The sequence below is a fragment of the Microtetraspora niveoalba genome (genome assembly GCF_001570405.1).
GTDB classification, from domain to species: Bacteria; Actinomycetota; Actinomycetes; order Streptosporangiales; family Streptosporangiaceae; genus Microtetraspora; species Microtetraspora niveoalba.
Map to the genome: position 1 here is coordinate 238,229 of NZ_BBYM01000005.1, position 24,864 is coordinate 263,092.

Annotated in this window: 12 protein-coding genes; 9 read left to right on the forward strand and 3 right to left on the reverse strand. The window is 71.5% G+C overall.

Annotated elements, in window-relative coordinates; translation table 11 throughout:
• Positions 1-17: 17 nt before the first annotated feature.
• From AWQ70_RS39765 to AWQ70_RS05720, 8 genes are all read left to right on the forward strand, one after another.
• Positions 18-257, forward strand: coding sequence for a GNAT family N-acetyltransferase (locus tag AWQ70_RS39765; protein WP_067171386.1), 240 nt, complete (start codon positions 18-20; stop codon positions 255-257).
• A gap of 201 nt (positions 258-458) precedes the next feature.
• Positions 459-8,090 carry a type I polyketide synthase gene (locus tag AWQ70_RS05690; protein WP_084516548.1) on the forward strand — a complete coding sequence of 2,544 codons (7,632 nt, stop codon included), beginning with the start codon at positions 459-461 and terminating at the stop codon, positions 8,088-8,090.
• Between the two features lie 228 nt (positions 8,091-8,318).
• Entirely contained in the window at positions 8,319-9,338 is a 1,020-nt protein-coding gene (locus AWQ70_RS05695; protein ID WP_084516549.1) for a 3-oxoacyl-ACP synthase III family protein, read from the forward strand.
• A gap of 4 nt (positions 9,339-9,342) precedes the next feature.
• The gene (locus AWQ70_RS05700) at positions 9,343-11,043 is read left to right on the forward strand and encodes a fatty acid CoA ligase family protein (protein WP_218004428.1); all 1,701 of its coding nucleotides are present in this window, start codon (positions 9,343-9,345) and stop codon (positions 11,041-11,043) included.
• Positions 11,040-12,032, forward strand: a complete 993-nt coding sequence (locus AWQ70_RS05705; RefSeq protein WP_067171468.1) for an NAD-dependent epimerase/dehydratase family protein — start codon at positions 11,040-11,042, stop codon at positions 12,030-12,032. Before AWQ70_RS05700 ends, AWQ70_RS05705 begins: the two co-directional genes overlap by 4 nt.
• A complete protein-coding gene (locus tag AWQ70_RS05710; RefSeq protein ID WP_067171391.1) occupies positions 12,029-12,961 on the forward strand; it encodes an alpha/beta fold hydrolase in 933 nt (310 codons plus the stop codon). The genes AWQ70_RS05705 and AWQ70_RS05710 overlap by 4 nt, the downstream gene beginning before the upstream one ends.
• 316 nt (positions 12,962-13,277) lie before the next feature.
• Positions 13,278-13,481 (forward strand): cold-shock protein, encoded by a 204-nt coding sequence (locus AWQ70_RS05715; RefSeq protein ID WP_066939726.1) that lies wholly within the window; start codon positions 13,278-13,280, stop codon positions 13,479-13,481.
• Positions 13,482-13,832: 351 nt separating this feature from the next.
• Complete coding sequence (locus AWQ70_RS05720) at positions 13,833-14,777, forward strand: acyl-ACP desaturase (protein WP_067171392.1); 945 nt, start codon at positions 13,833-13,835, stop codon at positions 14,775-14,777.
• Positions 14,778-14,880: 103 nt separating this feature from the next.
• Here the strand turns inward: AWQ70_RS05720 and AWQ70_RS05725 are convergent, their stop codons facing one another.
• Together AWQ70_RS05725 and AWQ70_RS05730 are read right to left on the reverse strand one after the other, a co-directional pair.
• Complete coding sequence (locus AWQ70_RS05725) at positions 14,881-15,549, reverse strand: response regulator (protein WP_067171470.1); 669 nt, start codon at positions 15,547-15,549, stop codon at positions 14,881-14,883.
• A 2-nt stretch (positions 15,550-15,551) separates the two neighbouring features.
• Positions 15,552-16,646 (reverse strand): sensor histidine kinase, encoded by a 1,095-nt coding sequence (locus AWQ70_RS05730; protein ID WP_067171394.1) that lies wholly within the window; start codon positions 16,644-16,646, stop codon positions 15,552-15,554.
• A 362-nt stretch (positions 16,647-17,008) separates the two neighbouring features.
• Between AWQ70_RS05730 and AWQ70_RS05735 the strand changes: the two genes are divergently transcribed.
• The gene (locus AWQ70_RS05735) at positions 17,009-17,845 is read left to right on the forward strand and encodes a hypothetical protein (protein ID WP_157529906.1); all 837 of its coding nucleotides are present in this window, start codon (positions 17,009-17,011) and stop codon (positions 17,843-17,845) included.
• Positions 17,846-17,998: 153 nt separating this feature from the next.
• On the opposite strand, the gene AWQ70_RS05740 is transcribed toward AWQ70_RS05735, so the two are convergent.
• Positions 17,999-24,253 carry a metallophosphoesterase gene (locus AWQ70_RS05740; protein WP_157529907.1) on the reverse strand — a complete coding sequence of 2,085 codons (6,255 nt, stop codon included), beginning with the start codon at positions 24,251-24,253 and terminating at the stop codon, positions 17,999-18,001.
• Positions 24,254-24,864 lie beyond the last annotated feature (611 nt).

Below are 24,864 nucleotides of genomic sequence, written 5' to 3' on the forward strand. Positions count from 1 at the left end.
GACAGGTCCGGCTCGGCGTGGACGACCCGGTAGATCAAGGCACCAGGTTGGAGTACATCTCCGTCGCCGAGCCCTTCCGGCGACGAGCCGTGGGGAGCGCACTCGTCCAGCACGCCCTCACTGACGCGCGCCGTCACGGCCGCCGCTGGGTCTACATCAGCACCGGCTACGAGAACAAAGCGGCGCATGCCCTGTTTTTGAGGAACTCCTTCGCAGAGAGCGTGATATCCGCCATGTATTTCCTCGACCGTACATAGTCGCGCTTTTCCCCATTACTTCACATAACATCCTTCTCTTGGGCAAATACAGACAGTATCTAGGCATATACCAAGAGTTGTGATGACATGGTGGTCGCTCCGCCTAGCCCTGCGCCAGGCGCGCTAGGTGGACCCTGGCCGAGACAGCAAGCCGACCGGCGAAGTGCCGAGTCGTGGTGGACCTGAGCAGGAAGGGCGACATTGAGCGCGGACGACCCGACAGCAGAGCAGGCATGGCCGGAGCACGCGGCGGCGGTGGTGGGCGTGGGATGCCGCCTGCCCGGTGGGATCGTGAACCTGGACGGGCTCTGGCAGGCGTTGCGGCAGGGCGCCGATCTCGTCGGCGAGATCCCGCCGACCAGGTTCGAGGCCGATCGGTTCGTGGACGACACCATGCCGAGGCTGAACAGGAGTTACACCCGGGCCGGAGGCTTCCTCGACGAGGACATCACCGCCTTCGACGCCGCCTACTTCGGCATCTCCCCCAAAGAGGCCGCCTCGATGGACCCGCAGCAGCGGTTGCTCCTGGAGATGGCGGTCGAGGCCCTGGACGACGCGGGCATCGATCCGGCGGCGCTGGCAGGCACGGACACCGGAGTGTTCGTCGGCATCTCGGATCCCGCGTACGGCACGATGCAGGCGTTGGAGCCGGGCGGCATGGGCCCGTACTCGATGTCGGGGGGGACCCTGTCCATCGCGGCCAACCGGCTGTCGCACTTCTTCGACCTGCGCGGGCCGAGCATGAGCATCGACACCGCGTGCTCCTCGTCGTTGACGGCCGTGGAGCGGGCCTGGCGGTCCCTCGCGGAGGGATCCAGCCGGGTGGTGCTGGCCGGCGGGGTCAACCTGCTGATCAGCCCGGGCCCCTTCATCGGTTTCAGCCAGGCGTCGATGTTGTCGCCGACCGGCCGGTGCCGGGCGTTCTCCGCCGACGCCGACGGGTTCGTACGCGCGGAGGGCGGCGGTGTGGTGGTGCTCAAGCGCCTGGCCGACGCGATCGCCGACGGGGACCGCATCCACGGCGTCATCGTCGGCGCCGCCGCCAACAACGACGGCCACACCATGGGGCTGGCGTTGCCGAACGCCGAAGCGCAGGAAGCCCTGTTACGGCAGGTGTACACCACGGCGGGCATCAGCCCCGACGAGATCGTGTACGTGGAGGCGCACGGCACCGGCACCCAGGCCGGGGATCCGGCCGAATGCCAGGCGCTGGGGCGGGCGCTGGGCAGCCGGCGCACGCGCGGAGTCCTGCCCATCGGCTCGGTGAAGTCCAACGTGGGGCACCTGGAGCCGGCCTCCGGCATGCCGGGACTGTTCAAGGCCCTGCTGGTACTCCGGCACCGGATGATCCCGCCCTCGTTGCACGCCGCCACGCTCAACCCCCGGATCGACTTCGACGCCCTGGGGCTGAGCGTCACCAGCGAGCCGCGACCGCTCGACGACGCGGGAGAGCGGCCCGTGGCCGGAGTCAACTCCTTCGGGTTCGGGGGTGCCAACGCCCATGTGGCGCTGACCCCACCGCCCGCCCCCAGGGCGGCCGGGAACGAGGCGGCGGCACCCCCCGCAGGAGCGCTGCCCGTCGTCGTGTCCGCGCGCAACAGGTCCGCGCTGCGGGAAGCCGTGGAACGGACCGCCGCGCACCTGGCGTCACTCGACGAACGGGATTTCTACGACGTGGCCTACACCGCGACCCGGCGGCGCGGCGGCCACCGGCATCGAGCCGTGGTGCTGGCCGATACCGCCGCCGCGGCGGCGCGGGCGCTGGCGAGTCTCGCGGACACGCCGGAGCCGACCGGCCCCGCCGGCGAGTCCGATGCGGGCGGACGGCTCGGAGCCGGGGACGCGGCGGTGGCGGAGTCGGAGACGGTGGAGCACGGGCGGGTGGCGTTCGTGTTCTCCGGAAACGGTTCGCAGTGGGCCGGGATGGGCGCCGATCTGCTGTCCGACGAGACCTTCCGCTCGGCCGTGGAAGCGGTCGACGCCGAACTGTCCGACCGGCTCGGCTGGTCGGTCCTCAAGGAACTGTCCCTGCCCGCCGACCAGTCGCGGCTCTCGGCGACCGAAGTGGCGCAGCCGTTGTTGTTCGCCGTCCAGGTCGGCCTGGTGGAGATGTTGAAGGCGGCGGGCGTACGGCCGGGAGCGGTGCTCGGCCACAGCGTGGGCGAGGTCGCCGCCGCGTACACCGCCGGCGCTCTGTCACTGGCCCAGGCGGCGCAGGTGATCTCCGAGCGCGGCACGGCGCAGTCGGTCACCCGGGGGCGGGGCCGGATGGCCGCGCTCGGGCTGGCCGAGACCGCGGCCAGGCAGATCCTGGCCGACTACCCGGGGCTGGAGGTCGCGGCGGTCAATTCCGACCGCGACGTCACGATCGCCGGACCGGCCGAATCGTTGAAGTCACTGGGTGAGGACCTCTCCTCGCGCGAGATCTTCTTCCGCGAGCTGGACCTGGACTACGCCTTCCACAGCGGCGCCATGGATCCGGTGCGGCAACCCCTGGCCGAGGGACTCGCCGGGCTGCGGCCCCGCCCGGCGCACATCCCCCTGCTGTCCACGGTGACGGGCGACCTGGTCCGGGGACCGGAGCTGGACGCGTCGTACTGGTGGCGGAACGTCCGAGAGCCGGTGCGGTTCGCCGCGGCGGTCGAGCGGGTGCTCGGCGACGGCTTCGACGTGCTGCTGGAGATCGGCCCGCATCCGGTGCTGCGCTCGTACCTGCGCCGCGTGAGCGGCACCGCGAGGGTACGCGCGGCCGTCGTGACCACCTTGCGCCGGGACGAGCCGGGCCCGGCGCGCGTCCGCTCCGCGGTCGCCGAGCTCGTCGCCGCCGGTGCGCGGCTCGACTGGGATCGGTACTTCCCCCGCCCCGGCGCGGTGCGATCGCTGCCGGCCTACCCCTGGCAGCGCGAACGGCACTGGATCGGGGGCCCGCACACCTGGGTGCAGACCGACATCGACACGACGATCCGGCATCCGCTGCTGGGACAGCGGATGCCGGTGCTGGACCCCACCTGGCAGGGCGAGATCGACCGCGTACGGGTGCCCTGGGTGGCCGACCACCGGGCCGGCGGCGCCGCCGTCATGCCGGCCACCGGATACGTGGAGATGGCCATCGCCGCCGCCCGGCTGACCGTACCGGACGCCGTCGAGGCGGTGGAGGTGGACAGGGTCGACATCAGCCGGGCCATGGTGGTGCCGTCACAGACCGCCGCCGATCCGGTGTACGTGCAGACGTCGCTCTGCGCCGAGACCGGGGTGGTCACCGTGGCCAGTGCCGGCCGGCAGGCGGAGCAGCCCCGCGAGCACTTCCGGGCCCGGGTACGGCCGCTGCTGCGCCGGACCCCGCCGCCGCTGGACGTGGTCGCGCTGCGCGCTCGCATCGGCACGCGCGTGGACGTGCCCGGCTACTACGCACGGGCCGCCGAAGGACACATGGTGTGGGGGCCGGAGTTCCAGGTCCTGACCGAGCTGTGGACGGGCGATCGGGAGGTGCTCGGCGCCTACTCGTGTCCGGAGCAGGCGCAGGGGCGCTACCAGATGCATCCGGTGGTGCTGGACAGCGCGCTGCAGGCCGGCGTGCTGTGGCTGGTGGAGTCGCTGCGATCGGGCCGCGGCTACATGCCCGCCGCGATCGGCTCCGTCCGCCTGTGGGGAACGCCCGCGGCACAGGGACTGGTGCACGTACGGGAACGTTCCAGCAGTGCCGAGGAGGTCTGCTGGGACATCGTGGTCGCCGACGACGACGGCCGGATCGCCGCCGAAGTGGAGGGCTGCCGGCTGCGCCGGATGCCCGGCGTCCACATCACCCCGGTCACCCGTTACGAGATGGCGCTGCGGGCCGCGCCCCGGGCCGGCACGCCCGCCGAGCCGTGGCCGGCCCCCCGCCCCGGGCAGATCCTGTCCGGCGCGGTCGAGCAGATCGACCGGCTGCGCTCGGCCTGGCACGAGCTGGACTATCCGCGGTACGCGGCACGGCTCGAAGAGGTCTTCGCCCACACGCTGGCCGGCGCGCTCGGCGAGCTGGCCGCCGAGCGGTCGATCGGCGTCGAGGAACTGATCGAGGCGTGCCCGGGGGCGCACCACCGGCGGATGATCCATGCGGCCCTGCCGCTGCTGGAACGGCACGGACTGCTGGAGCGGCCGGTCGGGGGCGGCCCCCGCCTGACGCCGATGGATGCGGACCCGCGCGAGCTGCACCGTGAGCTCCTCATCCGGGGAGCCGCCTTCACCGCCCAGAGCGCCCTGACCGTACGGGTCGGCCGGTGGCTGCCCGAACTGCTCGCGGGCCGGCGTGCCGGCTCCGACGTCCTTGGCTCCGGTGGCGGTCATGAGCTGTTGCGGCAGTTCCACGACATAGGGCCGGTCAACCTGTTCACCAACCGGATCGCCCGGGCGCTCGTCGAGCAGATCGTCCGGCGATGGCCGTCCGACCGGCCGCTGCGCGTCCTGGAAGTCGGTGCGGGGGCGGGCGGCACCACCGCCATGCTGCTGCCCGTCCTTCCCGCCGACCGCACCCGCTACCTGGTCACCGACGGCGCCGAGGCGGCGCTGACCCGGCTGCGGCATCGCTTCGCCGGCTTCGACTTCGTCGATTACGCCGTCCTCGACATGGACGCCGGTCCGGCCGAGCGGGGACCGAACGCGGGCGGATTCGACTTCCTCGATTACGCCGTCCTCGACATGGACGCCGACCCGGTCGAGCAGGGACTCGCCGCGGGCGGATTCGATCTCGTGGTCGCGGCGAACAGCCTGCACCTGGCCCGTGACCTGCCCGCCGCGCTGCGCCACCTGTCCACCCTCCTCGTTCCCGGCGGCCAGTTGCTCATCACCGAACCGCACCGGGTGGGGACCCTGCTGCCGATCCTCGGCATGCAGGAGGAGTTCTGGGACTTCACCGACCGGCACCTGCGCCCGCGCTCGCCGCTGCTGCCCCGGGAAAGATGGCCGGAGGTGCTGGCGGAGGCCGGGTACACCGAGGTCGTCCAGACCGGCGACGACGACGAGCTCACGGCCGGCGACTTCTCGGTGATGCTGGCCACCGCCGGGGGCGCTCCGGCCACCGCGCACCCCGTACCGGAGCCCGTACCGGACGCCACCGGCACGTGGATCCTCGCCGGTGAGGACGGCACCGACGCGCTGACCGCCGAGCTGCGGGCGCTGCTCCGGACCCGTGGCGGCGACGTGATCCACTCGCCGCTCAGCGACGATCCCGACCACTGGACCGCGCACGTCCCGCCCACCGCCCAGACGGTCACCATCGCGGTCATCCTGGGCGGAGCGGAGGACACGGACCCGAAGGCGACCGTCGAGCGGATCACCCGGCGGGCCGCGGCGCTGCGGGCCATCGCGCTGGCCTGCGAGCAACTGCCCGAGCACGTCGCGACCGCGGTGTGGCTGGTGGCCCGCCCCTGCGCCGCGCTGCCCGAACCCCGCCTCACCGACGTACGGCTCCACCCCGAGGACGCGGCGACCTGGGGGACGACGCGCTCGCTGAGCAACGAGCAGCCGGGGCTGGCGATACGCCGGCTCTGCCTGCACCCCACCGGCGACGCCGCACAGGACGCCGGCCGCCTGGCGGCGGAACTGCTCGCCCCGGGAGAGGAGGACGAGATCCTGCTCACCCGCCGAGGACGTTTCGTGCCGCGGCTGCTGGAGTCAGGCGAGCACGCCCTGGGCCTGCCCGTCGGCTCGGGCGGCGCCTACCGGCTCAAGGTGTGCGACCCCGGGCTGTCGTACACGCTGGCCTGGGAGGAGTTCCCGATGCCGCGGCCAGAGCCCGACGAGGTCGTGGTCGAGGTACGGGCGATCGGGCTGAACTACCGCGACGTGATGCGCGCGCTGAACCTGCTGCCCACCGAGGCCGTCGAAGCGGTCTTCGGCGGGCACGAACTGGGCCTGGAATGCGCCGGGATCGTCACCGCCGTCGGCGCCGCCGTCACCGGGACGCGGCCCGGTGACCGGATCATGGCCGCGGGACCCGTCGGATTCGCCAGTCACGCGAGGATCAAGGCGTGGGCGGCCGTCCCCCTCCCCGAGGGGATGACCTTCACCGAAGCCGCCACCATGCCGATGGCGTTCTCCACCGCGCACCATTCGCTGGGGTACTGCGCGCGTGTCAAGGCGGGTGAGACGATCCTGGTCCACGGCGGCGCCGGCGGGGTCGGCCTGGCCGCGCTGCAGTACGCACGGCTCCACGGAGCCCGCGTGATCGCGACCGCCGGCACCGCCGCCAAACGCGACCTGCTGCTCGCGATGGGAGCCGACCACGTCCTGGACTCGCGCAGCCTGCACTTCGCCGAGCAGGTCAAGGAACTGACCGGCGGCCAGGGAGTGGACGTCGTGCTCAACTCGCTGGCCGGTGAGGCCGTCAACCGCGGTGTGGAATGTCTGCGGCACGGCGGCCGGTTCGTCGAGCTCGGCAAACGGGACATCTACCAGAACAGGTCCCTGCTGCTGCGCCCGTTCTCCGACAACATCGCGTTCTACGGCGTGGACGTGGGCACTCTCATGTGGAAGGCGCCCGAGCTGATGGCCGACAGCACGTCGCAGGCCGCGCCCCTCTACCGCTCCGGGCGGTTCCGGCCGCTGCCGCACACGGTGTATCCGGCCGCCCGCGTCGCCGACGCCTTCGCCACGATGCGCCATTCCCGGCACATCGGAAAACTCGTGGTGTCCTTCGACCCGCGCGACGAACCGGTCACCGTCCGGCCCCAGCAGATGGCGCCGCGTCTGGACCCGGAGGGGACCTACCTGGTCACGGGCGGCCTGGGCGGGTTCGGTGCGGCGACGGCTCGCCGCCTCGCCCGTCGGGGTGCCCGCCACCTGGCCCTGGTCGGCCGCCGGGGCGCCGAGGCGCCCGAAGCTCCCGCTCTGCTGGAGGAACTGGAGAGATCGGGGGTGGAGGTCCGCGCGTACGCGGCCGACGTGGCCGACCCCGACGCCATGCGGGGGATCCTGCACGACCTGGACGCCTGCGGCCACCCGCTGCGCGGCGTCGTACACGCGGCCATGCACCTCGACGACGGCCCGCTCGCCGACCTCGGCGACGACCGGATCCGAGCCGTCCTGCACCCCAAGGTCGCCGGCGCGATGGTGCTGGACGAACTGACCCGGGATCGCCCCCTCGACCTGTTCGTCATGTACTCCTCCCTCACCACCGTCGGCAACATCGGTCAGACGTCGTACGTCGCCGCGAACCTGTTCCTGGAGGCGCTGGCCCGGCGGCGGAGCCGGCAGGGCCTGCCCGGACTGACGGCCTGCCTGGGCGCGCTCGCGGAGACCGGGGTACTGACCCGAGGCAGGCAGGGAGAGGCGCTGGCCAAGGCCGGGATCCCGCCGATGTCTCCCGCCCGGGCGCTGGACGCCGTGGAGGCCATGCTCGGCGAGCACGCCGACGTCGCCATGGTGGGCCGCTGCGACTGGGGCCGGTTGCGGCAGGTCCTGCCCAGCCTGCAGCGTCCGTGGTTGTCCCTGGTGCTGCCGCCCGGCACGGAGCAGCAGGGGCTCGACCAGCTGTCGCTGCTGGCGGAGATGAACCAGGAGCAGAAGTACGCGTACATCACCGAGCAGATCACCCGGTTGTTGTCCACCGTCCTGCTCATCCCGGCCGACCAGATCGCCGACGACCGGCGGCTGGACGAGTACGGACTGGACTCCCTGATGGCCACCGAACTGCTGACCTCCATCCGCAGCCAGTTCGGCATCGACATCCCGCCCATGGAGCTGATGCGCGGCGGCGGCACCGTCGCCGACATCGCGCACAGCGTGCTCATCCGCCTCGGGCTGCGCGAACCGCAACCCGCCGGTGCGAGCCCCCGTACCGGAGAGCCGGCCTGAACCAGCGACGGACGCGGCCCGCGTCCGCGGCACCGTCCGCGGTCACGGGCCCCTTCCGTCCGCCCTCCCGACCGCCGGCCGTCCAGGCCCGGCGCAGAAGACCGGCCCAGAAGACCGGCCCAGAAGACCGGCCCAGAAGACCGGCCCAGAAGACCGGCCCAGAAGACCGGCCCAGAAGACCGGCCCAGAAGACCGGCCCAGAAGACCGGCACAGAAGAGAGGTCTGCGTTGACCCAGCTGCACGCGCGGATGACCGGGGTGGCCGCCCACCTGCCGGAGACCACGCTGAGTACGGCTGAGCTGGAAGACCGGCTCGCCGACCGCAACCCCGCCCTGGACCTGCCCCGAGGGCTGATCCACGACCACAGCGGAGTCCGGCGACGGCACATCGCCCTCCCCCACGAGAAACCGTCCGACCTGGCGGCGCACGCCGCCCGCCGGGTCCTGGAGGACAACGGCCTACAGGCCGCCGACCTCGATCTGCTCATCTACGCGGGAGTGTCGTCCGACACCGTGGAGCCGGCCACCGGACACGTCGTCGCCGCCAAGATCGGGGCCTGCTGTCCGGTGTTCGACGTACGCAACGCCTGCAACAGCGTGCTGAACGCCATCCAGGTGGCCGACGCGCTGATCTCCGGCGGCCGTCATCGGCGGGTCCTCATCTGCTGCGGAGAGTTGCCGACCGCGGGCACACCGTGGACCGTGGCCAGCGCGGAGGAGTACATCACCGTCGCCGCGTCCTACACGGTCTCCGACGCCGGCGCCGCGTTGCTGCTGGAGGCCGGCACCGAACCGGGGGTGCTCGCCCACCGGTTCTCCGCGTACTCCGCGGGATGGCCGGCGGCGGTCTCCGCGGTGGACAACCTCACCACCGACCCGTGGGCGGGCCGGCCCACCATCGGGCCGCTCATCGTCGACTCCGCACAGTTGGTGCGCGGCATCGAGAACATCGACTACGCCGTCTTCCACAAACCCCTCGCCGATCTCGGGCTGACCTGGGACGACTTCGCGGCCGTCTGCGTACACCAGGCATCGCTGGCGACGTTGTGGTGGTTCTGCGACCAGGTGCGCATACCGCAGGGCAAGGTCGTCGTCACCATCGCCCAGCACGGCAACCTCGTCGCGGCGACGCTGCTCGTGCAACTGGCGCGGGTGGTCGGCTCGGGACGGGTGCGGCGCGGCGACCTGATCGCCCTGGTCGGCCTGGCCAGCGGGGCCAGTGCCGGAATCGTCGTCGTGCGGTGGTGATCCGGTGACCACACAGGAGACCCCTCCGAGCGACTCCGGCCCGGCCGAGCCGGCCGCCGAGCTGATCCTCCGCGCCGAGCGCTGGTTTCGCGAGCAGCCCGACGTGATCGCCTGCCAGGTCGGTGGCCGCACCCCGTCGGCCACCACCTACGGGCAGATGTCGCGGGCGGTGGACCGTACCGTCGCGGCCCTCGCCAGGGCCGGGATCCGCCCGGGCATGCGTACCGGCCTGCTGGTACCGCCGGGTCCGGAACTGGGCGCGCTGGCCGTCGCCCTGGTACGGCTCCGCGCGGTGCCGGTGCTGGTCGATCCCGGGCTGCCGCTCGGCGCGATCAAGCGCTGTCTGCGCCAGGCGGCGCCCGAGGCCTTCATCGCGATTCCCGCCGTGCAGGTGGCCAGGAGGCTGCTGGGCTGGACCCCTGACGTCCGTGTGTCCATCACCGTCCCCTCGCGGCGACCCCTCGGCCCGACATGGCCGTCAGGCGGACCCGGACGCGGCCTTCCGCCCGGCGAGCCGGGCCGCGGCTTCGATCCCGGCGAGCCGGGACGGTGGCCCTCCGCCGGCCCCGACGACGTGGCGCTGATCGCCTACACCTCGGGATCCACCGGCCCGCCCAAGGGCGTGCCGCTGCGTCACCGGCACCTGGCCGCGCAGCTCAACCTGCTGGGCGCGCTGGGCACGGTGGAACCGGGAACGCCGGTGTTGTCGACGTTCGCGCCGTTCGCCCTGGGAGCGGCGGCGTTCGGGGCGACCGTGGTGATCCCGGACATGGACCCGCGGCATCCGGTGCGGACCGACCCGGCCGCCCTGGTCGCCGACATCCAGCGGTATCGCGTGGCCGGGATGTTCGCCGCTCCCGCGCTGCTGGACCGGCTCGCGCGTCACTGCGCCGCCCATGACCTGGTACTGGACACGCTGGGCGACGTGGTGTCCGCCGGGGCGCCGCTGCCGATGCCGGTGATGGACCGCCTGCGCGGCTGCCTGCGCGACGACGCGCGGGTGCTGTCGGTGTACGGAGCCACCGAATGCATGCCGGTGGCCGCGATCGAGAGCCGCCTGCTCGCCGAGCACGCCGCGGCCACCGCCGCCGGGGCGGGCACCTGCCTGGGTCCTCCGCTCCCGGGCGCCGAGGTGCGCGTCATCGCCCTCAGCGACGACCCCATCGAGCGGTGGAGCGAGGACCTGGTCGTGCCGGCCGGCACCATCGGGGAGATCACCGTGGCCGCCCCCACCGTCAGCGACCCCTACCTGGACGATCCGGAGGCCACCGCGCTGGCCCGGATCGGCGACGGGGACCGCGTCTGGCACCGGATGGGTGACGTCGGCCGGTTCGACGAGCAGGGAAGGCTCTGGTTCGCCGGACGCAAATCAGAACGGGTCCGCACCGTCGGCGGTGACCTGTACACCGACCAGGTCGAACCCGTCTTCGCCACCGTGCCGGGGGTCCGCCGCACCGCACTGGTCGGTGTCGGTCCCGCCGGCGCGCAGCGTGCGGTCCTGGTCGTGGAGTGCGAATCGGGATCCCGGGACAACGCTCGCGTGAAGGCCGACATCCTGGACGTGGCGGCCCGCCATCCACACACCGCCGAGCTTCGGGAGGTGCTGTTCCACCCCGGGTTCCCGGTCGACGCCCGGCACAACAGCAAGATCCGCCGGCACGAGCTCGCCCTGTGGGCCTCGCGGCGCGTCCGGGCGGGCCGATGACGAGGGTCCTGGTGACCGGGGGCGGCGGCTTCCTGGGAGAGGCCGTCTGCCGGCGGCTGGCCGCCCGCGGTGACACCGTGCACGCTCTTCAGCGCCGCCACAGCCCCGCGCTGGCGGCTCTCGGGGTCACCCAGCACCTCGCCGACGTCCGCGACCGCGCGGCGGTGCTGGCCGCCGTCGCCGGATGCGGGGCGGTCGTGCACTGCGCCGCGAAGGCCGGCGTACACGGACGGGACCGGGACTACGAGGAGATCAACGTGTCAGGAACGCGGAACGTGCTGGACGCCTGCGCGTACCACGGGGCACGCCTGGTCCACACGTCCTCGCCGAGCGTCGTCCACGACGGACGGGACCTGGAGGGAGTGGACGAGTCCGTGCCCTACGGCCGCCGTTTTCCCGCCGCCTATCCGCGGACCAAGGCCGAAGCGGAACGGCTCGTACTCGCCGGCGCCGCGGCCGGGCGGGTGACGGCGGTCGCGTTGCGTCCGCATCTCATCTGGGGGCCGGGAGATCCGCACTTCCTGCCCAGGCTGGTGGCCCACCGCCGCCTGCTGTGGCTGCTGGGCGAGACCGACAAGACCGTCGACACCGTCTACATCGACAACGCTGCCGACGCCCACCTGCTCGCTCTCGACCGGTTACGTCCCGGCTCACCGCCGGCCGGGCGGGCCTACTTCATCACCCAGGGCCAGCCCTGCGGTTTCGGGGAATGGCTCAACCTGCTGCTGCGCGCCGCCGGGCTGCCTCCGGTGACACGCCGGGCGCCGGTCGGACCGGTCCTGCGGGCGGCCCGGCTGCTGGAGCAGGGTCGCCGGCTACCGTTGGCGCGGCGCCTGCCACCGCTGATGTTCCTGGTGGAGCAGGCCTCGACGGCGCACTGGTTCGACATCTCCGCGGCCCGCCGCGATCTCGGCTACCGGCCCCGGGTGAGCATGGCGGAAGGACTGGCCCGGCTCACCGCCCACCTGTCCGCGGAGAACACCCGGTGACCGCATTCCCGGACTACCCGTTCACCTCCCGGTGGTTCGCCCACCCGCGCCGTGACGGCCTGCGCCAGCACTACCTGGACGAAGGGGCGGGACAGCCGGTGCTGTTCCTGCACGGGAACCCTTCCTGGAGTTACCTGTGGCGGCGGCCGATCCTCGCGCTGCGCGAGGAGTTCCGTTGCATCGCCCCCGACCACATCGGCATGGGCCTGTCGGACAAGCCGGGATCCGGCCGTTACCCCTACGACCTGGCCGCCCGCGTGGACGACCTGGACGCCTTGGTCGAACACCTCATCACCGGCGGCGGTGCCCCCGAACACGGGTGGACACTCGTCCTGCACGACTGGGGCGGGCCGATCGGCATGGCCTGGGCCTGCCGTCACCCCGGCCGGGTCGCCCGCCTGGTCCTGCTGAACACCGCGGCCTTTCCCAACCCGCACGGCGAACGCGTACGTCCTCTGCTGCGGCTGCCGTTCCGGGTGCTGCGCGACACCCGGCTGGGGACCCGCCTGTTCCTGCGCCACAACATCTTCGCCCGCGGCGCCACCTGGCGTCCGCTGGGAGTCCGGCGCCGGATGTCCGCTCCGGTGCGCTCGGCGTTCCTGGCCCCGTACGACCGGCCCGAACACCGCGTGGCCATCCAACGCTTCGTCCAGGACATTCCGTTGCGTCCCGGCGACCCTTCCTGGCCTGTTCTGGAGGGCACCGGCACGTCGCTGGCGCAGTTCGCCGACCGGCCCACGCTGATCGCCTGGGGACTGGGCGACCCGGTCTTCGACCGTGCCGTTCTGGGCGAATGGCGACGGCGTTTTCCCGCCGCCCGGACTCGCCTGTATCACGGCGCAGGCCACTACCTGCTGGAAGACGCCCACGCCGACCTCGTCCCCGCCATCCGCTCGTTCCTGCGCACCCCGCCTCGCACCGATGGCTGACACGTTCCGTCTCGCGACGTCACCCCACGCGACAAGGCCCCGCCCCTCCTGAGCGAGGAGCGGGCCTCCGGCCGGTGGACGGGGCACGAGCCTCCCGGGCGCGTACGAGGTTTCGCGAGAGTGGCGCGGGAACGGCGTGTGGCGTGTAGTGTCACAAGCACAGGTTGTGTCGAAGTCCCGGTATGCGTAAAGCGCCTGCGGAGCTATGACAGCGGGCGTTACCGTACGAAGCCGAGGCTTTCCCAAGGCGGTCGGTCGCAGCAGCCCGAGGATCACATTCGTGGCTCTCAAGATCGTTTCACAAGGAGAAAGCATCATGGCTCAGGGAACCGTCAAGTGGTTCAACGCCGAGAAGGGCTTCGGCTTCATCGCCCCCGACGACGGCACTCCGGACGTCTTCGTCCACTACTCGGCCATCGACGCCGGCGGCTACCGTTCGCTGGAGGAGAACCAGCGGGTCGAGTACACCGCGGGCCAGGGCGCCAAGGGCCCGCAGGCCGAGCACGTCCGGCCGCTCTAAGCAGCGCTCAGCACGGCTGATGCCGGGCCCACCGAGAGTGGGCCGGCATCCGACGGCATCCGGCCCCGGGCTTCTCATGGAGTCCGGGGCCTCGTCATGCGGACGCACGGTCTTCATCGGCCGAGGTCCTTCAGCGGCCCGCAGGTTCAAGGTCGCCGCTCCGATCTTTTGCAGCGCCGAGATCCCGCGATGCGCGGACGTCGCGGGCATACCCACCTCGACCTCATCGGGGATCGGCGAACTCCCGCGGGACAGCCGTTCGCCTTCCGGACGATCACGATGGCGTGTCGGCCCGCTTACCTACGCTAGCGTAGGTTGCGTTGCAGCAGGTTGCAGACCCGGAGGCCCCACATGCCGATCACCTCTCGCCCGCTCACCCAGACGGAGCTTCTCGTGGAGCTCGAACCCGTGGTCGGGCGAGAGCTGGACCGCCACCTCGCAGTGGCCAAGGAGTGGTTCCCTCACGAGTTCGTCCCGTGGAGCGAGGGCCGTACATTCGACGGGCTCCTGGGGGGCGAGGCCTGGTCGCCGGAGGACTCCTCGATTCCCGAACCCGCCCGTGTTTCGCTCATCGTCAACCTCCTGACCGAGGACAACCTGCCGAGCTACCACCACGAGATCGCCACGACATTCGGCAGGGACGGCGCCTGGGGCACCTGGGTGCACCGGTGGACAGCGGAGGAGGGCCGGCACGGGATCGCCATCCGCGACTACCTCACCGTCTCCCGGGCCGTCGACCCGGTCGCTCTGGAGCGGGCCAGGATGACCCACATGCAGAACGGCTTCGCCACGGAGTACGACGGCATGCTCCGGCAGTTGGCATACGTCTCGTTCCAGGAGCTGGCCACCCGCGTCGCCCACCGGAACACCGGGAAGGTGTCGGGAGACCCTGTCTGCGAGAGGTTGCTCTCGAGGGTCGCCGCTGACGAGAACCTCCATATGCTCTTCTACCGGAACCTCCTCGCCGCCGCGTTCGAGCTGGCCCCGTCGCAGACCATGCGAGCCGTCACCGATGTCGTGACCTCGTTCCAGATGCCGGGCCAGGGCATGGAGGGCTTCGCCCGCAATTCGGTGACGATCGCCATGGCGGGCATCTACGACCTGCGCCAGCATTGTGACGAGGTTCTGACGCCGGTGCTGCGACAGTGGAAGACCTTCGACATCGAAGGTCTCGACGCGGAGGGGGAGCAGGCCCGCGAGGAGTTGGCGGCCTTCCTCGCCAAGCTCGACGTGGCCGCGACCCGCTTCGAGGAGCGACGGGACGCCCGGCGGGCGAGGGCCGAACACGTGTCGTAGCGAACGGGCGCGCCTGTCGGCACGACCGCACCGGGAATTTCGCCCCGCCGCGTCTGCGATCACCAGCGCACAGATGATGATCGTGAAGGCGCCGAGCGGGGCGTCAGCCGGCGCGCCCGGGGCGAACCAAACCGGACTCGTAGGCGAAGACGACCAACTGCGCGCGGTCGCGCGCGGTGAGCTTCACCATGGCCCGGGAGACGTGCGTGCGGGCGGTCGCCGGACTGATCACCAGCCGCTCGGCGATCTCATCGTTGGACAGTCCTCGGCCGACCAACGCGACGATCTCCCGCTCTCTGCCGGTGAGCAGGCCCAAGGCGCGCGCGGCAGGCCCCTTCGGCGACGGGCCGGACGCGAACGCGGCGACCAACCTACGCGCGGCTTGCGGGGCGAGAAGGCTGTCACCGGCCGCGGCCACCCGGATCCCGCGCAGCAACTCGGCGGGTTCCGCGTCCTTGAGCAGGAATCCGGCCGCGCCCGCCTTGATCGCCTCGAAGACCAGCTCGTCCTCGTCGTACGTGGTGAGCACGAGCACCCGCACGCCCGACATGTTCGGGTCCGCCGCGATCGCTCGAGTGGCCTCCAGTCCGTCCATCACCGGCATCTGGATGTCCATCACGATCACGTCGGGACGCTGGGCACGAGCGGCGGCGACCGCCTGCCACCCGTCCCCGGCCTCGGCGACCACCTCCAGATCCGGCTCGGCCGTCAGCAGCGCGCGCAGCCCGGCACGGATCATGACCTGGTCGTCGGCGAGCACGACCCGCAGCACGCTCACCCCGTCCCCCTCAGCGGCAGACGGGCGTGGAGGGTGAACCCGATGCCAGGCGCCGCTCCCGCACGCATCTCACCGCCCACCGCGCTGACGCGCTCGGCCATTCCCCGCAACCCGTGACCAGGAGGGCCGACCGGCCCCGCCGCGCTCACGCCGTCGTCCGTCACCTCGATCTCCAGCCAGCCGTCGACACACCTGAGACGGGCCCGAGCGTGAGCACCGTCCCCCGCATGGCGCATCACATTGGTCAGCGCCTCCTGCACCACCCGGTAGGCGGTGGAGCCGATCACCTCGGGAATGGCCCGGTCGTCGAGATCGATGTCCGCCTCAACGCTCAAGCCGCTCCCTCGCGCGGTCGCGATCAGCTCCTCCATGTCGGCCGGACCCGGTGCCGCCTCCTCGCCGGGCGTCCGGACCACGGCCAGCGCGGCCCGGGCCTGTGCCAGGGCGTCGGTGCTGATCTGCCGGATCCCTCGCAACGCTTCCCGCGCCTGCTCCGGCCGCCGGTCCACCAGGTGCAGCCCGACGCCGGCCTGCAGGCTGATCGTGGCCAGGCTGTGGGAGAGCACGTCATGCAGCTCCCGGGCGATCCGCAGCCGTTCCTGCACAACCCGGGCTGCGGCCTCCCGCTCCATGAGCCGTCGGCGGGTGTGTGCGAACCGTGCGGCGACCACCGCCACAACCGCCCACACCACCGCCACAGTGAGCATCCTGACCGGGTCCCAGCCCTCCGGCGGCCCCGTGGCGACCGCTGTCGCCACACCGCCGGCCGCGGCGAGCGGAACCCACAACCTCGGCCTGCTGACCTCCGAGACCAGTACCAGCAGGCCGGCGAACGCGCCCAGGTACACCGGCCAGCCGGCGAACCGCATCCCCAGGTAGGCCGCCGCGGCGCCCACCGCGAGCGTGAAGGACCACAACGGCGCCACCCGCCGTACGGCGAGCGCGGCCCCGGAGAGCACGAGCAGCGCCACCCCGAGGACGGTTACCGGCCGGGCCTCGGGCTGGACCACACGAGCCACGGCCGACACCGCGACCATGAATGCGGACAGCATCACCGCCGCAGCCACATCCCAGGCGGGCGCAGCACGCATAGCAGAAGAATAGATCGTCCGTTCCGCCGGGAGACGCCCTCGCCGCCGTCCGCGCGGCTCGGGCGAACGCCGCGCCCGCCCAGTAGGACCCGACCTGGGCTGTCAGCCCGCGACCTCCCGTATCCGCGGCTCCCCGTATCCGCGGCTCCCCGTATCCGCGGCTTCCGGTGAATCGCCGGACTCGCCGCCCGTGATCGCGCGCGACCGGTCGCCTACGCCGACGAATCCGGTCTGGTCCACCCCGGCAGCACCAGTTGACCTGCGCGTTTCGCCCCCGGATACGTTCGGCAACGTACGGCGGGATCCCTGGATACCCGGGCGCACGTAGCCGAAGTGCCGCCGGGCGGCCGACGACGCGACCCATGGTCGAGCAGGAAGCTGTCGGCAGCAGCGCGGCGGCGAGCTCTCCCATCGTGACGTCGGCGGTTTCCCAGGAGGTACCGGAAATGATTCCTTCCGCGTCCGGGCGCTCATCCCGCCCGGTGACCCTGAATGAGCACACATCGGATTCGTCCACCCCCGACGAGAATTCGTCCGAGAAAATGCCGGGATATGAGCGGCTATGGCGGCTTGTCCTGGCAGTGGCGATCGTCGGCGGACCGCTCGGCTACGACGTCGGCAGCATCCTCATCCCGGCCGTCCATGAGGACGGAGCGACGAGCATCGCGGCGAACGCCGCCGCGAACCCGATCACCAACACCGTGCACCTGGTCGCGTACGTCCTCGCCTCGTTCCTGCTCCCTCTCGGAGCGGCCGGCCTCGCGTATCTCGCCTATGCCCGGGCACCGTGGCTGGCCACGATCGGCGGGTTGCTCGCGGTGGTGGGCTGGCTGCCGTTCTCGGCCCTGACCGCCCTGGACGACCTCACCATGGCCATGGCCGCTCTGCCCGACAGCGGGTCGTACGCCACACTGTTGGACCGGTTCGCGAACGATGCGGTGATGGGCGGCTACCTGCTCGTCTACATCGTCGGGCATCTGGTGGCCTACGTGTTGCTCGCTGTCGCGCTGCGCCGAGCCGGAGTCATCCCGGGATGGGCGGCCTGGTCGATGGCGGCCAGCAGCCCCCTCACGGTCGCCGTCTTCGTGTTGCCGGGTCGCCCCCTTGTCCTGGGTGACGTCGCGCTGACCCTGCTCGTGATCGGCTGCATCCCCGCGGCCCGAACGATGGCCACTCGCAACCGACTCTCCAACCCGTGACAGGGATGTGCGCGGCATTCGCGCACCCAGGCCCCGGGCGCGCATCGCCGTCGAGCCGACTCGGGGAGTGACCTGTGGCGCCCGCCGCCGAGGCTGCGGGCGCCACAGGTTCTGGAGTCACCGCAGAGGCCGGGGGCCTCTCCGGTGGATACGTCACGGGGTGACGGTCACCTGGACCGCCGGGGCCGTGCCGATCTGGACGTCCAGAGTGATCGACTCGCCGGCGAGGAGGGCGGCGCGGGCCTCGTCGCGGAGGTTGAGCTTCAGGTCCCGGGTCTTGCCGGGCTGGAGCGTGACCTTCTTGGTATCGAGAGGGTGGCCGTCGTGGCGGACGGCGACCTGCTCATCGCACTTCTCCGCACCGGCGCAGACCAGGGTGATCGTCGCCTGAGCAGGAGCGTTCCCCTTCGCCTTGACCGTGGCGGTGACCGTGTCGTGGAGCACCCTCATCCGCGGGGTCCCGGGCTTCTGCGGCAGGAGCGAGGCGACGTAACGCCCCGTGTCACCGGAGGTGTTGAGCGCGAGGGTCGTCCCGTCCGGCTGGTTCAGGAGCACGGTCAGCGTGGCGTTGCCCTGCTCGTCGAGACGGACCTCCCCGAGGTGGGCGACGTCGCCCTCAGCCGGAGCCGACGTCGAGGCGCCGGCCTTCAGCAGGAGGAACGACAACTGCTTCGCCGCCACGGCGGTCCCGGCGGACACCGTCACGGTGACGGTGCCGTTGTCGTTCACGACCGCCTCATGGTGGATGCCGCCCGTCTCGGCGGCCCCGGCCGCCGGCGGGACCGCGGTGGTGAACGCGACGGTCCGTACCCGCCCGGCCTCGGCGACGGTCTCCCCCGCGGCCGCGGGTTCGGCCGCTGCCGCCTTGGCGGCGGGTGTCGCCGGGCCGCGCAGAACCGGTCGGGCGAGGCCGGTGTCCCACTGCCAGACCTTCTCCAGGTCCCACCCGAGCGACGTGTACGTGGCCGGGTCGGCGGCCTGCGCGGCGGTGACGGTGGTGCCGTTGAAGCTCTCCGGCGCGGTGTCGCCGATGTTCTGCACCGACGCGGCCACGGTCTCGGAGGCGAGGTTGTTCTCGACGGTCGGGGCGCCGCCGCTGAGGGTGCGGCCGACGATTCGGTGCGCCCATCCGGTCGCGGTCACCGTCGGGTTGAGGGCGACGTCGTCCCGGATGGTGGTGCCGGTGTAGGCGTAGCCGCTGATGCCGCCGGCACTCTGGTTGCCGGCGGCTGTGACCGGGCCGGCCGCGTACGTGCGCTCGGTGAGGCTGCCGCCGGTGGTCGCGGCGCACTGAGCGGCGCCGCCGGCGATGCCGATGAGGCCGCCGGCGTACCGGCCGCCGCTCGTCGAGACTCCGGCCGCGGACCACGCGTCGCGCAGGATGCCGCAGCTGTACCCGACGATGCCGCCGACGGTGGTGTTGCCGACGATCGCGCCGGTGGTGGCGACGCGTTCGAGGGTGCCGTCGAGGCGGTCGGCGAGCAGGCCCACGTTTCCCGCGGTCGTCCGCACGGAGGCGTCAGCGAGGGTCAGGTCGCGGACGTGGCCGGTGACGGAGGCGAACAGACCGCCATCGGCGGAGGCGTACCCGGTCAGGTTGTGTCCGGCGCCGTCGAGTTCACCCGTGAAGGCAGGGGTGATGCGGGCGATGCCGGTCAGGTCGAGGTCCGCGGTGAGGCGGAACCGCTCCGACGGGTACGCGGCCAGCTCCTTGAGGTCACCCGGCTTCTGCACGAGGTGGAAGCCGTCGGTGTCGCGTTTCAGGGCCGGGCCCGCGGGGGCCGGCTCCTCGACGGCCGGGACGTCCTCGGGAACCGCGCGCAGAACGGGCCGCCGGCCGTCGGCGTCCCACTGCCAGGCCGACTCGAAGTCGAAGCCGAGCTTGCCGGCCCAGAAGGCCTGGTCGGCGGCCTGGTCTCGGGTCGCGGTGGCGCCGTTGAGCGTGGCCGGGCCGATCGCGGTCTCGGCCTGTGAGTTCGCCTCGACGGTCTCGGCCGCCCAGTTGTTGCCGAGCGTGGCGATGTTGTTCGCCAGCACACGGCCCAGGAAGCGGTGCGCCCAGGACGGTGCGGTGACGGTCGGGTTGAGCGCGATCGAGTCGCGGATGGTGGTGCCGGTGTAGGCGTAGCCGACCACACCGCCGTCGTTGCGGGCGTCCGCGGTGACGGCGCCCGTGGAGAAGACCCGCTCCGTGGTGGAGCCGGCCAGGGCCACGCCGATCACGCCGCCCGCCTCGGTGGCCAGCGCACGCACGGTCGCCGTGGAGTAGGCGTCACGCACGATGCCCTGCGAGTCGCCGACGAGGCCGCCCGCACGCGAGCCCGCGGTCACGGACCCGGAGACCCGCACGCGCTCGATGGTGCCGCTGCTGCTGTCGGCGAGAATGCCGGCGCGAGCGGTGGTGGTGTCCACCTTGGCGTCGAGGACCGCGAGGTCGTGGACGTGCCCGGAGATCTGGGCGAACAGGCCACCGGTGGTGGAGGTCAGGCCCGTGATGGTGTGGCCGGCGCCGTCCAGTTCGCCGATGAACGGCCGCGGCAGACTGGTGAACGGCGTGCCGGCCAGGTCGAGGTCGGCGGCGAGCACGTAGTCGTAGGACGGGTGCTCACCCATCAGGGTCAGGTCCTCGACGCTGTCGATGACGTAGAAGCCGCGCTCGTCCCTCGGCAGCTCGGGCGCCGCGACCGGCTCGAGCGTCTCCGGCGCCGTCCGCAGGGTCGGGCGCCTGGCGACGTCGTCCCACTGCCAGACGGTCGCGAAGTCCCAGCCGCGCTCCTCGTAGAAGGCCTGCCGCTGGATCTCCGAGGGAGCGACCACGTTGCCCTTCTGGTTGTCGGCCGCGGGCGGGTCGGTCAGCGACTGCCCGCTGATCGGCACGGACCGGCTGACGTGATTGTCCTCGAGCGTGGCGGTCTGTCCGGTGTAGACGCGACCGACGATGGCGTGCGCGTAGCTCGACGCCGAGACGTTCGCGTTCAACGCGACCGTGTGGCGCACCTGGGTGTCGGTGTAGCCGTAGGCGGCCACACCGCCCGCGGACGAGCCGCTCGCGAGGACCGCACCGGTGGCCAGCACGTTCTCGGTGACCGACCCGCCGACGGAGACGCCGACGACACCGCCGGCGTACTGGGTCGTGGCGCGTACGTTCACGGTGGAGACGCTGTCGCGGACGGTGCCGAAGTGGTGGCCGGTGATGCCGCCGACGTAGCTGTTCGCGGTCAGCGACCCGCCGACGCGGACCCGCTGGATCGTGCCGTGGTTCTGGTCGGCGACCAGGCCGGCGGTGGAACGGTCGGTGGTGACGTCGCCCTGGACCACCAGGTCCTCGATCGTGCCGTGGTTGTCGGCGAACAGGCCCGGCCCCTGGTCGGCCAGGGCGGCCAACCCGGAGACGGTGTGCCCGTCGCCGTCGAAGACGCCGGTGAAGGTGGTCGTACGGCCGATCTGAGCACGGTCGAGCCCGGTCAGGTTCAGGTCGGCGGTCAGCTTGTAGTGACCGGCCGGGTCGTTGTCGACCTTGGCCAGGTCGTCGGGCGAGTCGATCAGGTACGGGGACTTCTCGCTGCCCTCACCGGTCAGGCCCTCGCGCAGCGTCACGGCCGGCCGCAGCGGCTTTCCGGTCGCCAGCGAGTCCCACGTGAACAGCTTGACCGTCGAGCTCGGCGCCACCGGCAACGGCGTGTCGAAGCGGACGTACTGCTCGCGACCGCGGTGGTCGAGCGTGACGTCGAGGGTGCGCACGTCGATCATCCGCTGCCGCGAGTTGTCGTACGTCGCGGCCATGACGGTGACCTTGTCCAGGCTGCCCGGGGAGGACAGGAGACCCACACCCTTCAGCTCACGGTTCTCGATCTCGGCGGAGGAGACCTTCCAGGAACCGTGCGGTTTGGCGACGGTCACCTCGTCGACCAGGCGCCCGTCGACGGTGTACGTCGACAGCCGCAGGCCGACGTCGGTCACCTTCAGGACACCGCCCATCTGGACGTTCTCGTCGAAGACCTTGTCGTCCCACCAGAACCGCTGGTTGTCGTAGAACTTCGGGCCGGACGACCCCATGGTCACGAACGCGGTGCCCGCGGCCTCCTCCTCGGGGGTCGCGGCCAAGCGCCCGTCGTAGATCGTGGACCGCTTGTAGACGTGGTCGTGCCCGCCGACGTACAGGTCGACGCCGAGCTGGTCGAGCACGCGCGTGACCTTCTCCCGGCCGATGTCCATGCCGCCGTCGTCGGCGTGCTGGCCGCCGTAGTAGGAGAAGTGCCCGACGACGACGTTCCACGTCGCGTGCGAGGCGCGCACGTCGTCGGCCAGCCACTTGAGCTGCTCGTCGAGGCGCACGTTGGAGTTCAGCACGGAGAAGTGGATGTCACCGCGGTCGAAGGAGTAGTTGCTCTCGCCGATCACACCGTTGTCCGGCAGCGCGAACATGTTGGTGAAGATCGCACTCGGCTGCTTGCCGACCGCGTCGTAGTCGAGGTCCTCGTAGGTCTCGTGGTTGCCGACCAGGCCCGCGTACTGCAGGTCGAGTTCGGACAGGAGGGAGTCGTGGATCTCGGCCCACTTCTCGCCCCGGCCGCCGCGGTCGACGAGGTCGCCGATCTGGATCACGGTACCGCCGCCCGGCGTCCGGCTCTTCAGCCGGTCGAGCACCCGTCCCGGCAGGGAGAGGTCGTCGGCGTTCCCGTCGGGCACCTGGATGTCGCCCAGGATGTAGACCGGCTCCCCCTTGGCGCCGCCGGCGAGGAACCTGCCCCGCACGCCGGTCCAGGCCGACTCGTCGGCGGGGGCGGGGGCGCGGCCGTCGCGCGCCACGCCGAACCGGAACCGGTACGTCGTGCCGACCTTCAGCCCGGTCAGCCGGAACTCGTGGGAGCGCAGCGTCTGGCCCGTGATGGAGTGCTGGTGGACGGGCTCGTCGTTGCCGACCGTGTCGACCTCGTACGGGCGGTCGTTCGTCGAGGTCAGCACCTCGGCCTTGGACCAGTCGTCCGAGCCCTCGGGCATGACCTGCGCGTAGACCTGCTCGACGTCGCGATCCGTGGTGACCGCGATGCCGGCGGCACCGGGCACCTCGCCCACAGAGGTGTTGCTGCCGAAGCGGAACACGCCCGCCGGGTCCGGCGCCTTCTGGGAGACCTGGATCCGGAGCAGCTCGGCGTTGGTGTTGCCGAGGTTGTCGGTCGCCTTCACGACCACGAACGCGTCGTCGTACGAGCGGATCCGGAAGGCGCCGCCGGAGACCGGGACCTCGCCCGCGGAGTCGAACACCTCGACCGTGATCGTGGGCTGGGTGCCGGAGTCGTCGGTGGCCGTCACCTGCGGCAGGGTGACCGTGTCGCCGTACCGCGCGGTGGCGGGGAAGTCGCCTGACACGGTGATCCGCGGGGCGTAGTTCGCGCCGCGAGTGGTCTTCCCGATCCAGATCGGGGCGGAGACCAGGAAGTTGCCGTCGGCCTGGTCGGCGCGGACGTAGTAGAAGTCGCCGTCCCGGACGTCCAGCGTGGTCTTCAGCGTCAGGCCGTTGCCGCTGATCTTGCCGAAGTCGTGGGCGACGGCGCCGCCGTTGGTGATGAGGCGCGCGGAGGTGAAGGAGTCCTTGGCGTCCGGGTCGGCGAGACGGAGCTCGACGTCCAGGCCGGTGGTGTCGCCCGGCAGGACCGTGCCCATGATCTCGCCGTTGCCGCCGAACGCGAGGACCGCGTTGACGTCGGCCGTCGAGTAGAGGCTGCGGTCCCGCATCGCCGTGTACAGAGCGTCCAGGGAGTGGCCCTCGGCCCACACGCCGGTGATCGACGGGTTCCCGGACACCCAGTTCGCGGAGTGCTCGTCGCCGTTCCACACCGGGGCCAGGTGCCAGCCGGCGTCCAGCGCCTTCTGGAACTCGTTCACCGCATCGGTGGACTTGACCTCGATGAGCTCCATCCGGTCGTCGGCGGCCGGGTCAAGGCCCTTGAAGCCGAAGAAGTCGCCCTTGCTCGTGGTGGACGGATGGTTGAACTGGCCGATCGCGTCCGGGTCCTGCTTGAGGCGGGCCAGGAACGTGAAGTAGTCGTACTTCATGTCCCCGGTGCCGAACGCGTTGCCGTACCCGTCGACGCTGCCCTTCTCGGTCGCCCGCGCCGTCACGTGCCAGTCGCTGTTGAACACGTTGATGTGGCCGGTGCCGTCGTACCAGGTGTTCTCGATCGCCGGGACCGCGACCAGGTCGTCCTGGTCGGCATTGAACTTCGCGGCGCTCTCGTGCAGGTAGCGCCACTCGGCGGAGTCGGCGTCCCGCCAGTTCTCGACGAAGTCGTCGCCGTTGCGGATGTCCCACATGACGTCGTGCTCGGACACCGTGAAGAAGTCGGCGTCGGTCTCGTGCCGGACGTGCTTGTAGGCGTCCGGCGGCAGTTCCGCGCCGTCACTCACGGAGGTGTGCGCGTGGAACTCGCCGGTGTACAGGGACCTGCTGAGGTACGTCGGCCGATCCTCGCCGGCCGCAGAGGCAGGCGAAGCCGGCGCACAGATCAGTGCGCCGGCGGCGAGTGCGATCGCCGTGATCGCACCGGGCCAGGTAGGTGTTCGTGGTGCGCTGATGCGCGTCATGTTTCTGCCGTTTCAGGTGGTTCTAGAGTGGCGATTGCCGCATCCCAGAAACCACAGCAGGTGAAACGGTCTGCTTCGCTCGCGTGGAGCGAAGGTGAACCAGGAAAGAAACCTGACAAGTCTCACATTTCGGATGCCAAGCACAACTCGGGGTCGAGGGTGCCCGCATACCCCGATCCTGCGCCCCTGGCGCCCGATCACTCCCACCGGCGCACACGAAGCCCGAAGCGCCGCTCGGAAGATGACCATCTCGTGCGCTTGATCGTCGGCCGGCGGGTCGATCCGGCCGGCCCTTCCACTTGGTGAACTCTTGAACAATTCATGAACAAGCTGTTACGGTCACCAACCAACCCTAAAGGCTGGATTCAGGGCGATTTCGGGCCTTCGGAATCGGGGCCAGCCAGACCGCGGCGACGGGTGCCGCGGCCCCACCG

Excerpts from the sequence above, each read along its gene's own strand:
- AWQ70_RS05715 (WP_066939726.1), top strand. The coding sequence starts at position 13,278 with ATGGCTCAGGGAACCGTCAAGTGGTTCAACGCCGAGAAGGGCTTCGGC.
- AWQ70_RS05705 (WP_067171468.1), top strand. The coding sequence starts at position 11,040 with ATGACGAGGGTCCTGGTGACCGGGGGCGGCGGCTTCCTGGGAGAGGCC.
- AWQ70_RS05730 (WP_067171394.1), bottom strand. The coding sequence starts at position 16,646 with ATGCGTGCTGCGCCCGCCTGGGATGTGGCTGCGGCGGTGATGCTGTCC.
- AWQ70_RS05720 (WP_067171392.1), top strand. The coding sequence starts at position 13,833 with ATGCCGATCACCTCTCGCCCGCTCACCCAGACGGAGCTTCTCGTGGAG.
- AWQ70_RS05735 (WP_157529906.1), top strand. The coding sequence starts at position 17,009 with ATGGTCGAGCAGGAAGCTGTCGGCAGCAGCGCGGCGGCGAGCTCTCCC.